Here is a 14,096-nt window from a genome sequence, read left to right as displayed (position 1 = left end):
AAAACTCAGTTTAAGAAAAACGTCTTGTATATAGATAAATTTTACTTCCAAAAGCCCTTTTCCTTAAGGAGGGATAAAATTTTTTCTTTATCGTGACACTCGTGTTCTATGGAGAGAATTTCGGCTTCTCTTAGAAGATCACCGAGTAGTCTGCCGGGAGCAATACCTTTTGCAATGAGGTCTGCAGCAGATATTAGTGGAGAGGAAGTTTTAATTCTTAGGATAAATTTTTCTAAACGAGCTTCTAGTTGTTGTACTCTAGATATAAAATTTTGTTGCCTAGAGATGTCTTTTTGAATAGCAGAGAACAAAGATAAACAGAGGTGAGCTGTTGGTGATGCTAGAAAATGAGCCCAAAAAACATAGTTGTTATTGACATTTTGAAACTCAGGAAGAGCTGCATACCAGGCTTGGACTAATTTTAAATCTTTATTTGCTACGCGTAGTCGAGTAAAAGCGGCGCACGCTTCTTCTTCACTTATCCCTTGAAACAGAGGAAGGAAAAATAATATTTCTGGAAGATTGTGAGGGTTGAGTTTTTTCGCAAACTCAATAGAAGAACGTAGGATACCGTAAGGGATACCCCGAAGTTCGGGGAAGACCGTATTGATTACTTTCAACTTTAAAAGTAAAGAAAGCGAATCAAATGGATTTTTTTGAATCATCTTACGTAGCTCTTGCCAAATTCTCTCAGGTGAAACAGAATTAGTCAAAGTAGGCGCTTCTTTAATGATAGCACGTTCTGTTGCTGGATCTAAAGAGAAACCTAACGATGCAGCAAACCGTATGCCACGTAAAATGCGTAATTTGTCTTCCGCAAATCGTAGTTTTGGATGGCCAATGGCTCTAACAATACCTTTTTCAAGATCTCTACGTCCTTCTACAAGATCAAAAAGTTTTTCTGTAAAAGGATCATAGTACATTCCATTAATTGTAAAATCCCTACGAACAGCGTCTTCCTTCATGGATGAAAAGCTAATCTTTTCTGGATGGCGACCATCCGCGTATCCTCCGTCATTACGGAATGTGGCTACTTCAAATAGATGTCCGCTATCTTTCACTACAATGATACCAAAGGCAGCGCCGATGGATAGAGTATCCGGAAAGATGGTTGATACAATCACTGGGGGCGCATTTGTAGCAATATCGATTTCTTCGGCTTGTTTGCCTAAAAGCATATCGCGAACGCACCCACCAACAAAATATGCCTGGTAGCCTGCATTGTGTAATTTTTTGAGAATTTTTTTCGCAGAATCCAGTGCGACTGATGTCATAGCATCCTCAGCTCTAAGAAGAAAAATCAAGCTATCGCTTCAGGAGTCCTTTTTATAATCACGGGGCTTTTGTTTTCTAAAATGGTATCTTCTTGAATACGTATAGCTTCTACAGTAGGGTCTGAAGGAATTTCAAACATTAAGTCTCTTAAAAGATTTTCTAAAATCATTCCTAATGCACGCGCGCCTGTTTTTGCCAGCTTAGCTTTCTTTGCTATAGCATATAAGGCTTCTTTTTCGAAAATTAACTTAACATTTTCTTCCGCAAATAACTCAACGTATTGTTTTACAATAGCATTAGCTGGTTCTGTAAGAATAGCTACAAGTTCATCCAAAGAAAGCTCTTCGCAATTGGCAATGCAGTTGAACCTTCCTATGAACTCAGGGATCATACCAAAGGCAATAAGATCTTCTGTTTCTACGTTGGCGAGAAGCTGATCGCGATTTTTTTCTGATAAATCTGCTTGATCATCAGAAAAACCGATCGTAGTTTTCCCCAACCGTTTTGCAATAATTTTATCAAGATTAACAAATGCGCCGCCTACGATAAAAAGAATATTTTCCGTATTTACACGAACGTACTCTTGATTAGGATGTTTTCTTCCTCCCTTAGGAGGAACGTTAGCTGCTGTACCTTCAATGATCTTTAACAGTGCTTGTTGAACACCTTCACCGGATACGTCGCGTGTGATTGAAACGTTCGCGGTTGTACGACCAATTTTGTCAATTTCATCAATATAAATAATACCTCGCTCTGCACGTGCTACGTCATAGTCAGCAGCTTGTAAGAGTCGTAACACAATATTCTCAACATCCTCGCCAACATAGCCAGCCTCGGTTAGCGTAGTCGCATCGGCAATTGTAAATGGAACATCAAGAATTTTTGCTAATGTTTTAGCAATTAAAGTTTTCCCGGATCCGGTAGGGCCGAGTAACAAGACATTGGATTTGCTGTAGCTTACCTGTTTGTTATTGAGCAAAGCTCGAATACGCTTATAATGATTATATACAGCAACAGCGATAGTCTTTTTAGCTCTTTCTTGCCCAATGACATAAGAGTCGATATGTTTTTTTATTTCTTTTGGCGTCAACAATTGTAAGTCTTTTTGGTGTGACGATGTCTCTGTAGAAGAAGTATGGCTCGAAGCAGAAACAGAAGGTTTCTTGTCTAAAATACCAGAACACAGCTTAATGCAATAATCACAGATGTACACAGATGGCCCTGCGATAAGCTTCTCAACGTCTTTTTCAGAGCGTCCGCAAAAAGAGCAAGTAGTGAGGTTTTTTTTATTCATAATTACTCTCTAGGAGATAGTATCCTTGTCTTTCGTATCTTTCGCAGAGGAGACAACCTTATCAATAAGGCCGTAACTAATAGCTTCCTCAGCTCCCATGAAGAAATCCCTTTCAGAATCCTCGATGATCTTTTCTACAGGCTGACCAGTGCACTCAGATAAAATATTCGCTAGGTGTTTTTTCAATGTCAAGATTTCTGCAGCTTGTAACTGAATGTCTGCAGATGTTCCAATAATACCACCAGAAGGCTGATGAATCATCATGCGGCTATGCGGCAAGGCATAACGCTTGCCTTTTGTGCCCGCAGACAACAGAAGAGCTCCCATGGATGCTGCCTGGCCTATACAGTAGGTGTTTACATCACAGCCCAGGAAACGAATAGTGTCATATATGGCAAGACCAGCAGTAATATAGCCTCCCGGAGAGTTAATAAAAATTTGAATATCTTTTTTAGGGTCTTCTGACATAAGAAATAGCAACTGAGCAATGACAGTATTGGCGAGAGGTTCCGTGATTTCTTGGCCTATCATTACTATACGATCTTTCAGAAGCCGTGAATAGATATCCATGGCTCGCTCACCACGACCCGTATCCTCAACAACATAAGGCACCAATGTCATTTGCTTTCCCTCTCAAAATAGTTTCGACTCCATGCATAAGCCATTCTTGAGGACAAGTTCTCAAAAAAAGAGAGCAACACTGCTCCTGCGTGCTAACTTGTCGATCAGCCTACGCTTTAAAATGCTGAATTCTATGTTTAAGACTTTCTTGGGTCAAGTGTTTTCCTCTAGCTTCAACTTACGCTGAGGGAGCTGCACTTAGTTCTTTTGCTTTTGATAAAACACTATTCAGAGCTTTGTAGTAAGTTAAGCGGTCCCTGGCTGCCACTACAAGCTCTTGCAAGGTTTCATTCGAAATATCGCGAGGAGGCTGCATACCAAAACGCTCCCTAGAACAAATGTCCATCATGTGCTGAAGCTCTTCACGGCTAATAGTCAGTTTCTCATCCGCAAAAATCTGGTGAGAAAGAAATTGTAATTTTAGCACTTTTTTAGCCAGATCTTCAGCTTCTTGGATTAAATCAGCCTTTTTGTTTTCTAGCTCTTCATCAGAACAGTACTGAACTAAACGAGCGTTAAGCAGCTTCTCTTTCGTCAAGACTTCGATACGCTCCTGCAGCAATGAACTCGGAAGATCAAAGTCCACGAGCTTAGCTAATGCGTCCTCTGCTGCAGAAAGACGTTCTTGACGTTGTTTGTCTTTGGCTTGATTTTCCAATTGAACGCGAAGTTTTTGTTTTAAATCTTCCAGAGAATCTGCTTGCAATTGACGTGCCTTTTCATCGTCTACTTCTGGAGAAACAACCTCAATAACGGAATTAACAGTAAAAGTAAGAGTGTCCCCATTTAAGAATGATTGAATCTCCGGTGAAGCTATAGTTTCAGTAAAACGATAACCAGAAGAAACCCCTATAAACTTTTCTTTAAAAGCATCTGTCATTTCTTCTTCGGATAATTTGAAATATTTATTTTCAAAAATTGCTGTAGGAGCAAACTCTGGATCATTTGCCTTGGATATGTGTAAAGATAAGGAAATGAAATCTCCTTCCTGAGAAGGCCGCGTTACAGGAGTTTTTGTAGCAAAAAAGTAAGCTATATTAGCCAAACCTTTTTCTATCTCTTCATCGGAAATATTGGCAGGAGCAGGCTCTTCCAGTAAAGAAAGACCCTCCCAAGAGAATGAGGGGATTTGAGGAAAGGCCTCATAGGAGAAAGTCACTTCCCCTCCTTCAGTTAAACTAGCTTTGACAATAGACGCCGATTTAACTGCTTGCGGTGAAAGAGGTTTTCTATCACCAACAGTTGACAAAGAATCATATGTAGCTTGAAGAAGCAGCTGATTCATCTCTTTGCTTACCTGAGGAGCGTAGCGAGAAGAAATCACTTCATCAGGAGCCTTTCCTTTGCGAAACCCGGATATAGTAATATCCTTCTTAATTTTTTTAACTGCTTGCTTGTGGAGTTTTTCCAACAGTGGAGCACTTGCTTTAACCGTTGCTGAAACGAAGCAACCGGCTTTTTCTTCTAGATCAATAGAAAAATGGTCATTAGAAAAACTGCGTGACACAAAACTACCCTTTGTAAGCATTTCTGGCAGGAAAAAGCGGGTGATGAGGCTTGAACTCACGACCTTCACGTTGGCAACGTGGCGCTCTACCACTGAGCTACACCCGCAAGGAAAGCGACATTCTAGACATTTAGCGAGTTTTTAGCAATGACTAGAGTCATGTATAATTAGCATAATCTCATGCCCATAGGGACAAAGCAAGGGCTAAAGACCGCACAAAAGGTGTTTTCGATTAAGCTTCAAAAAGAGTTCAGTGCTCGAAGCAGAAACATCGTTCTAAGCTGGTCAATCGGGGAAACACGCCTGTACGAGGGACCAAAGCGTACACTCAATAAGAAAAATTTTCCATAGATTTTTGCTGTTTTTTGTCATGATGTATTTAGTTGTCTCTTGAGAGTGCTATTCCCTAACCTATTCTCAATATCATTACCAAGCTGCTGATAGATCAGTTTGTGCCATGAAAAGTAATGGTAAAATTTTTCATTGATTTAGCGAGGGTAAACAGGTACAAGTAAGCTGATTCTATCAGAACTCTAGAGTTTAGAGGGGCAATGCTCAATTTTCGCAAATTACGAAGGGATTTTACGGCTAATATTTTACAAGATGGTAAAGAACTTTTTGATCAGGAGGCTGTGGTTAATGCGAAAATCCTATCTATGAACGGTGAAACCGTATGTATAGGGGCGCAGATCCGGGGTCTTTATGACAATGTTTATGAATGTGAAATCGAAGTTGATAGGTCTGAATCCGATACTATAGACTCAAATTGTGATTGCTCTTATAACTATGATTGTCAGCATATTGTGGCTTTGTTGTTTTATCTTGAGAAATACTACAACGAGATGGTCGTTGCATATTCTCGAGAAGCAGATTTAGAAGCAAATGAAGAGATTAACGACGAGGTCAAAAAAGAGCTTCAAGAGACATTTGTAGCGGCAGCAACTCGAGAAGAAGAAAGAAAAGACCGTGCACATCAAAAAGAAATAATGAGTGAGTACGTTCATGCAGCGAATGCTCTGAGTGTTAATCCATTCTTTCTCCCTTTAGAGTATCTAGAGAAAGATTCTGCGGAGTTAGCTGTTTTATTCGTATCTTCAAACAACGAAGAAGTATTTCGCCCTAATCAGCCTGCCGAATTCCAGCTTGTACTGCGTCTTCCTGGACGTTCTAAACCGTTTTATATTTCTAACATCAAAACTTTTTTGGAAGGGGTCCTTTATCAAGAACCCATTGTTTTGAACGGTCGTCGTTTCTTTTTCACTATGCAGTCATTCAATGCTTCGGATCGAAAGATGATTGATCTGTTGATACGTTATGTAAGATACGCCAATCAGAATACAGAAGAAAAGTTATTAAAGTCGGCATTTTTAACCCCTGCTTCTTTAGGAGTTATTCTTGCTAAGATGTATGAGCATCAATTAGCTGATCGAGGTGGTAGTCAGCATGTTGAAAAAGAACACTTTTTAGGCATTTTTTGCGGGAACCTTGAAGAGCCATTATATTGGTCAGTTTCTCCTGCTAAGATGAAATTTCATTTAGATTTTTTTGACACGCCGTATAAGGCATTGTTAATGACTCCACTCATTCTTATCGATGATGATGAGATGCAGCCTGAGCAGGCTATGTTGTTAGAGTCAAACGTTCCAGGGGTTATTCATAACAATATTTATCATCGTTTTGCTCCTCAGATTAAACGAGCGCATTTACGTTCATTTTCTAGATTACGTGATATTACAATTCCAGAAGCGTTGTTTGGTTCTTTCAGAGAAAATGCACTTCCTGTTTTTAAGGAATATGCTGAGATATCTAATGTTGAGGTCCTGAATTCCTTTGTAACTCTCCCTTATGTTGATCATGTTCGTGGTGTTTGTGACATGAGTTATCTTGATGGGGAATTAGAAGCAAAGCTATACTTTTTGTACGATGATTTGCGGGTGCCTACTGCTCCGCTGTCGCTAGATTATCAGGATATTCGTGCGTTTGTTCGAGAGGATGGTATTTTAGCTAGAAATCTTGTTGAGGAGCGTAAAATTCTTGAAGAGGTTTTCTCTGGTTTTATTTATGACGAGCGAGACGGGGCTTTTCGTGTAAAAAGTGAGAAAAAGATTGTTGAATTCATGACGGAAACTATTCCGAATAATCAGCACAGAATTACTTTCAATTGTCCTGAAACACTTTCTGATCAATTTGTTTATGATGAGACAGTTTTTGAACTTTCTTTCAGAGAAGGAACTAGCATAAATTATTACGAAGCTGAGCTTAAAGTTCATGGTCTACTAAAAGGCATTACTTTAGATCTTTTGTGGGATTGTATTAGCACAAAGAAAAGGTTCTTAGAGCTTCCTAAAAAAGGAGGCCAAGTAAAGTCAGGACGTCGTGGGAAGTCAGGTGCCTCTAAGTTGCCATGTATCTTAGTGCTCGACTTAGAAAAGATTGCCCCTGTTGTACAGATTTTTAATGAAATTGGATTTAAAGTTTTGGACGATTTTGTTGAGAAGTGTCCCTTATGGAGTCTAACGGGCATTTCTCCAGAATTGTTTAAAGATCTTCCCGTTAAATTTTCTATTACTAGCAAGCTAGCTTCAATTCAGCAGCAGATTCGTGGTGAGATAGCCTTCGAGTTCCAGGATGTCCCTGAACAAATTAAGGCTACCCTTAGAGGATACCAGACTGAGGGAGTGCATTGGTTAGAACGTTTACGTAAGATGCATCTTAATGGAATTCTTGCCGATGATATGGGCCTTGGTAAGACGTTGCAAGCTATTATTGCAGTTACTCAGAGTAGAATGGAAAAAGGGAAAGGCTGTTCCTTAATCGTTTGTCCTACTTCTCTTGTTTATAACTGGAAAGAAGAATTTCGTAAGTTCAATCCAGAGCTAAAAACTCTTGTTGTCGATGGCATCCCTATGCAGCGTCGTCGTCAGCTTGCTACATTGTCGGATTACGATGTGGCAATTACTTCTTATAATTTATTGCAAAAAGATATCGATGTTTACAAAGATTTTGAATTTGACTACGTAGTGTTAGATGAGGCTCATCATATTAAAAATCGGACAACACGTAATGCAAAGTCCGTGAAAATGATACGCTCTGCTCATCGACTTATTCTAACAGGAACGCCGATAGAAAATTCTCTTGAAGAGCTGTGGAGTCTCTTTGATTTCCTGATGCCTGGTTTGTTGAGTAGTTATGATCGCTTTGTTGGCAAGTACATTCGCACTGGCAATTATATGGGGAATAAAGCTGATAATATGGTTGCATTGAAGAAGAAGGTTGCTCCTTTTATTCTTCGGCGCATGAAAGAAGATGTTTTAGACGATTTGCCTCCAGTTTCTGAAATCTTGTACCACTGTCATCTTACAGATACGCAGAGAGAACTATACCATTCTTACGCAGCTTCTGCAAAACAGGAGTTGTCTCGATTAGTTAAACAAGAAGGATTCGAACGTATTCATATTCACGTTCTTGCGACATTGACACGTTTGAAACAGATTTGTTGCCATCCAGCAATTTTTGCCAAAGATGTTGCTGAACCAGGAGATTCTGCAAAATATGATATGTTAATGGATCTACTGTCTTCTCTAGTAGACTCGGGTCACAAGACTGTAGTATTTAGCCAATATACCAAAATGTTAGGAATTATCAGGAAGGATCTAGAAGAACGTGGTGTTCCTTTTGTTTACTTAGATGGTTCCACCAAGAACAGGTTGGAGATTGTAAATCAATTTAATGAAGATCCGAATTTACTTGTATTCTTGATTTCTCTAAAAGCTGGGGGAACAGGGTTAAACCTTGTCGGTGCTGATACAGTAATCCACTATGATATGTGGTGGAACCCTGCTGTTGAGAATCAAGCAACGGATCGTGTACATCGTATTGGCCAAAATCGTTCAGTGTCTTCGTATAAACTAGTTACGTTGAACACAATTGAAGAAAAGATCTTATCTTTACAAAACAGGAAAAAGAGCCTTGTAAAGAAAGTGATCAACTCAGATGATGAAGTCGTTTCCAAGTTAACTTGGGAAGAAGTGCTGGAATTGCTACAGATATGATGTTATGAGCCCACATCGAAGCTTATTTAAAATAAAGAATTTTTCAAATCGGTTGTATAACAAGGCTCTGGGGCGTTTTGATAAAGTGTTTAACTTTTTCACAGGGAATGTTGGTATCGATTTAGGTACTGCGAATACGCTTGTGTACGTGCGTGGTCGGGGTATTGTTCTTAGTGAGCCTTCGGTAGTAGCTGTCGATGCTCAAACTCATACGGTTCTCGCTGTGGGGCACAAAGCAAAAGCAATGTTGGGTAAGACTCCTCGTAAGATTATGGCTGTGCGGCCTATGAAAGATGGGGTTATTGCTGATTTTGAGATCGCAGAGGGTATGTTGAAAGCTTTGATTAAGCGTGTCACTCCTTCGCGTAGTATGTTTCGTCCTAGAATTTTGATAGCGGTCCCCTCTGGTATTACTGGAGTAGAGAAGCGTGCTGTCGAGGACTCCGCTTTGCATGCTGGCGCTCAAGAAGTTATTCTCATAGAAGAGCCTATGGCTGCTGCTATTGGAGTTGATCTGCCAGTCCATGAGCCGGCTGCGAGTATGATTATTGATATTGGTGGGGGAACTACAGAAATTGCTATTATTTCCCTTGGAGGAATAGTAGAGTCTCGTTCCTTGCGCATTGCTGGTGATGAATTTGATGAATGTATTATTAATTATATGCGTCGCACGTATAATTTAATGATCGGTCCTCGCACTGCGGAGGAGATAAAAATTACTATAGGATCTGCTTATCCTTTGGGAGATCAAGAATTAGAAATGGAGGTGCGTGGTAGAGACCAAGTTGCTGGTTTGCCTGTTACCAAAAAGATTAATTCTGTAGAGATCCGCGAGTGTCTTGCGGAGCCAATTCAACAAATCATAGAATGTGTGCGCTTAACTTTAGAGAAGTGTCCGCCGGAGCTTTCTGCTGATTTGGTAGAGCGTGGCATGGTTTTAGCTGGAGGTGGGGCATTGATTAAAGGATTGGATAAAGCGTTAAGTAAAAATACTGGGCTATCGGTTATCACAGCACCACATCCCTTATTGGCTGTTTGTTTAGGAACAGGCAAAGCTTTGGAGCATTTAGACCAATTTAAGAAACGCAAAGGGAATATGGTATGACCACGGTATGGAGCGATGTTATTCAACATAAAGAGCTAAAAACATGGATTCAGGAAGTGATTGATTTGGTTACTCCTGATTCCGTTCGTCTTTGTGATGGTTCTGATAGTGAATATGCAGAGCTAGCGAATAAAATGTGTGATAAGGGCGCGTTTATTCGCCTAAATTCTGATTTGCATCCAAATAGTTTTCTCGTTCGTTCTTCTCCGGAAGATGTAGCTCGTGTTGAGCAGTTTACCTTTATTTGTACTTCTACCAAAGAAGAAGCGGGTCCTACAAATAACTGGAGAGATCCCGAAGAAATGCGTAAGGAGTTGCGGGGGCTATTTAAAGGATGTATGCAGGGAAGAACACTGTACATTGTTCCTTTTTGCATGGGCCCTTTAAATTCTCCTTTTTCTCTTGTCGGAGTTGAGCTGACAGATTCTCCCTATGTGGTCTGCTCCATGAAAATTATGACACGTATGGGAGCTGAGGTACTACAATTTTTAGGTGTTTCGGGTTCTTTTCATAAGTGTTTACATAGCGTGGGTAAGCCTTTAGCTCCTGGTGAGAAGGATGTTGCTTGGCCTTGTAATCCCAAAAATATGCGTATTGTGCACTTCCAAGATGATAGTAGTGTTATGTCATTTGGTAGTGGGTATGGAGGTAATGCTTTACTTGGCAAGAAGTGTGTTGCTCTACGCTTGGCGTCATATTTGGCTCGTCAACAGGGATGGTTAGCGGAACACATGCTAATTATCGGTGTTACAAATCCTGAGGGTCAGAAAAAATACTTCACAGCATCGTTCCCTAGCGCTTGTGGAAAAACAAACCTTGCTATGTTGATGCCAAAAATTCCAGGTTGGAAGGTAGAATGTATTGGGGATGATATTGCTTGGATTCGTCCTGGTATAGATGGACGATTGTATGCTGTAAACCCAGAATTTGGCTTTTTTGGTGTGGCACCTGGGACCTCTGAATTTACTAACCCAAATGCTTTAGCTTCTTGCAAAGCAAATTCATTATTTACAAACGTTGCTTTAACTCCTAACGGAGATGTTTGGTGGGAGGGGTTAACCAAAGAACCTCCTCAAGGTTTAATTGATTGGCATGGTGATCCCTGGCAACCTGGAGGGGCTCCAGCAGCGCATCCGAATTCAAGATTCACTGCTCCCTTACAGCAATGTCCTGTTCTTGATCCTCAATGGAATAGTCCAGAAGGAGTCCCCATTGAGGCTATAATTTTTGGGGGGCGTCGTTCTGACACAATTCCTTTAGTTTATGAAGCATTAAGTTGGCAGCACGGTGTGATGATAGGAGCTGGAATGTCTTCGGCAACAACGGCTGCTATAGTAGGAGAACAAGGTAAGCTGCGTCATGATCCGTTTGCTATGTTACCTTTCTGTGGCTATAACATGGCCAATTATTTTGAACATTGGTTGTCCTTTGCATTTAATACGCATTTGAAATTACCTAGAATTTATGGGGTCAACTGGTTCCGTAAAGATAAGGAAGGTAATTTTATGTGGCCAGGGTTTAGTGATAATCTTCGTGTACTAGAATGGATTTTCCGTAGAACAAATGGGGAGGAATCTATCGCTCGCAAGACGCCTATAGGTTATTTGCCTACCCACGCTGGTCTGAATACCAGTGGTTTAAACTTGTCTCAGCAAGTTATTGAAGATCTGTTATCTGTTGATGTCGCTGGATGGCATAAAGAGATTGCTGGAATTCGTGAATACTTTACTATGTTTGGTTCTGATTTGCCTCAGCCATTATTAGATGAATTGCTAAGAATAGAATCACAATTAAAATAGTTGAAAATTCAAAAGTTATTAGTTGTTTTTATCTTACTTTTAATTCCGATTATTTTTTATTTTTGAATAATAATTTTTATTTTAAAATAAGAAAATAATCGGATTTTTCTGGATAAAAGCTGTGACTATTAACCCTTATTATCTCAGTTTTAGTCGTAATATTACTTCTGCATTAGCTGGCAATCAAGTGGATATGTCTACATGTATGTCTCATGCAGTGTGTTTATTTCAGGAATTAAATGAAAAAACTAAAGGTTTAAAACGAGCTTTAGGGTTAATTCAAGAAGTTGCGCCCGATACTAAATCAGTACTAAATGATAAGGATATTTTTTATATCGCAGATAATCCTGTCGTATTTACTGAGCCTGCACCTGCAGCTCCTCAAGATATTCCTCAACTTTCAGAATTAACGACTAAGATACTTAGTGATCCCAATTTAGCCGCGGCTCATTTGTTCATTGAAGGTCTAGAAAAGAATTTTCAGGATTGGCTAAAGACTGAAGAAGAAGGTGGGATGACTAATCCTACTGAAGCTGAGAAGAATGTAGTTAATGAGTATCAGACGAAATTATCTACAATTAAACAATTATTTGGTTTGAATAAACGAGAAGTCGCTGTTGCGGACGATAAATATACTCAGCTTTATGCACTTCCTCAACAATTCGTTGACGCAATCAATAAGATACCAAAGAAAGAGGCTCCACCTAAGACTAAAGTTGTACATTTTTGGCAGAATATGATGGTGATCTATAATGCCATGATATCTTTAGCATATCCAGTCGCAGACAATATCAATGTCGCTTTAGCAGAAACATCTATGAATATTGATGCTGCGAATAGGTTAATAGGACTTATTCGTCAGTTTACGAGTACTCTTAAAGATTTGCTCAATCCTATTTGGGGAACGACATCAGATAACTTGACTATTACCGGTGGTCAGCACAATGCTCTACAAGGAGGTATGGTTCAGTCTTATTTGATGTTAGGTGGGTTATATCGCTTGATGATGCAGAATTACCCAAATGATCCACAAGATCCAAATAAATTACCCCAGAGCTTGAAAGATGCTTTAGACAAGTTTCTAGATACCATGGATGTATTTACTATGGGGTATGCTAATATAACGGGTAATGGCAATGTAACCTTACCCGAATTCTTAAGTTTGCAGTATGCTTTTTTGACTTGTGTCGCGGAAGCTGGAACGAATTCTAGCGCTAGCGGTGTTGAGTCTTATAAAACAGCATTAAACCGGGAGAAAGCTTACTGGTCACAAAGGAAATACAGTAATTTTGATGTTACTGCAGCCTCAGCTGCTTTGAGTGAATTTGCTAATAATCCTGTTGGTACAAGCAGCAATATTGCTATTTTTCTGAACAGTAATGGAGGTAACAGTACCAGCCAATTTAATCCTCTATTCTTTTATCAATGTATCGATTTAATGACTAGCCAGTCTCAGCATGTTGATACTAGGCAATCGTTTCAGGCAGTTCTTAAAGGACAAGAGGCAAGTATAGCTGCAATTCAAAAGCAAATATCTGCTTGGGAGGCAGCTGCAGCAGATTTCCATGCAAAGAAAGATTCCATGGATCCTGCAAAGTTAAACTACTTTGCTAGCATGAATAAGGACAAAGAGACTTTCGTTACTACGTCTCCGTTACAGGTTACGTATACATCTTTGATGTTGGATAAGTATCTGCCTAATCAAGAACATGTGTTGAAGACTTTAGGAGTACAAATGACGTTCTCCAATAAGGCAGCTAAATACATGAATCAGATTATTAAACATATTTCGAGTTTTCAGTCTGCAGATGTCTACTACTCTTTAGGTATCTATCTTCGTCAGATGAATTTGCAAGCACTAACGGATCCTGTGAGTAAGGCGGAGAGTGTCCTTTCTAAAGAGACAAAACGCTGCCAGACCGATCTCACTAGATGTATAAAGGCAAAACAAGAAATCGAGACAATTTTAAACGAAATAAAAACTGATAAGGAATTAACAGATTCACAAAGGCGTGAACTTCTACTTACAATTACAACATATCAAAGTCAATTCGATGACTTGATACGTAATTTAGGTAACTTACGTTCTTTATTAGTGGGGATGACACTCACTCCTGTAGAAAAACCAGATGAAGTTGACGAAGCATTCACTATTACAGTAAATGGGAAACCCTCGAATGAATGGGTGCGGCAGTTATCCTCTTTTGAAAATTTTGTCATAGAGGGAGGGAAAAATGGCGTTGTCCCTGGGGGAGAACAACAAATTCTCAATAGTTTAGAAGCAACACAGCAGGATTATACAACATTTAACCAAAACCAGCAGTTGGCTTTACAGCTTGAATCAGCATCTATTCAGCAAGAATGGACGTTAGTGAGTGCTGCTATGGCTTTGTTGAATCAAATTTTTGCAAAATTAACACGTAGAATTAGATAACTTCAGGAA

8 protein-coding genes and 1 tRNA gene are annotated in these 14,096 nt (G+C 39.6%); 4 read left to right on the top strand and 5 right to left on the bottom strand.

Annotated elements, in window-relative coordinates:
* Positions 1 to 41: 41 nt before the first annotated feature.
* The 5 genes from H359_RS04760 to H359_RS04740 form a co-directional block, all read right to left on the bottom strand.
* Positions 42 to 1,274, bottom strand: a complete 1,233-nt coding sequence (locus tag H359_RS04760; protein WP_020370620.1) for a CCA tRNA nucleotidyltransferase — start codon at positions 1,272 to 1,274, stop codon at positions 42 to 44.
* A gap of 26 nt (positions 1,275 to 1,300) precedes the next feature.
* Positions 1,301 to 2,569: an ATP-dependent Clp protease ATP-binding subunit ClpX gene (clpX, locus tag H359_RS04755; protein WP_020370619.1), complete on the bottom strand. Its 1,269-nt coding sequence runs from the start codon at positions 2,567 to 2,569 to the stop codon at positions 1,301 to 1,303.
* Positions 2,570 to 2,578: 9 nt separating this feature from the next.
* Positions 2,579 to 3,190 carry an ATP-dependent Clp protease proteolytic subunit gene (locus H359_RS04750; RefSeq protein WP_020370618.1) on the bottom strand — a complete coding sequence of 204 codons (612 nt, stop codon included), beginning with the start codon at positions 3,188 to 3,190 and terminating at the stop codon, positions 2,579 to 2,581.
* Between the two features lie 178 nt (positions 3,191 to 3,368).
* Positions 3,369 to 4,697 (bottom strand): trigger factor, encoded by a 1,329-nt coding sequence (gene tig, locus H359_RS04745; protein WP_020370617.1) that lies wholly within the window; start codon positions 4,695 to 4,697, stop codon positions 3,369 to 3,371.
* Positions 4,698 to 4,732: 35 nt separating this feature from the next.
* A tRNA-Gly gene (locus tag H359_RS04740) sits at positions 4,733 to 4,804 on the bottom strand.
* Positions 4,805 to 5,248: 444 nt separating this feature from the next.
* Between H359_RS04740 and H359_RS04735 the strand changes: the two genes are divergently transcribed.
* From H359_RS04735 to H359_RS04720, 4 genes are all read left to right on the top strand, one after another.
* On the top strand, positions 5,249 to 8,749 hold the full coding sequence (locus H359_RS04735) for a DEAD/DEAH box helicase (RefSeq protein ID WP_020370616.1): 3,501 nt from the start codon (positions 5,249 to 5,251) through the stop codon (positions 8,747 to 8,749).
* Positions 8,750 to 8,753: 4 nt separating this feature from the next.
* On the top strand, positions 8,754 to 9,854 hold the full coding sequence (locus H359_RS04730; protein WP_035392230.1) for a rod shape-determining protein: 1,101 nt from the start codon (positions 8,754 to 8,756) through the stop codon (positions 9,852 to 9,854).
* The gene (locus H359_RS04725) at positions 9,851 to 11,653 is read left to right on the top strand and encodes a phosphoenolpyruvate carboxykinase (GTP) (protein WP_020370614.1); all 1,803 of its coding nucleotides are present in this window, start codon (positions 9,851 to 9,853) and stop codon (positions 11,651 to 11,653) included. Before H359_RS04730 ends, H359_RS04725 begins: the two co-directional genes overlap by 4 nt.
* A 121-nt stretch (positions 11,654 to 11,774) precedes the next feature.
* A complete protein-coding gene (locus H359_RS04720; RefSeq protein WP_020370613.1) occupies positions 11,775 to 14,087 on the top strand; it encodes a CT620/CT621 family type III secretion system effector in 2,313 nt (770 codons plus the stop codon).
* The last annotated feature ends 9 nt before the right edge of the window (positions 14,088 to 14,096 follow it).

Origin of the sequence: Chlamydia ibidis 10-1398/6 (assembly GCF_000454725.1) — a bacterium.
Taxonomy (GTDB): Bacteria; Chlamydiota; Chlamydiia; order Chlamydiales; family Chlamydiaceae; genus Chlamydia; species Chlamydia ibidis.
The sequence above is the reverse complement of the archived record's forward strand: the minus strand, read 5'-3'. Positions and strand labels throughout refer to the sequence as shown.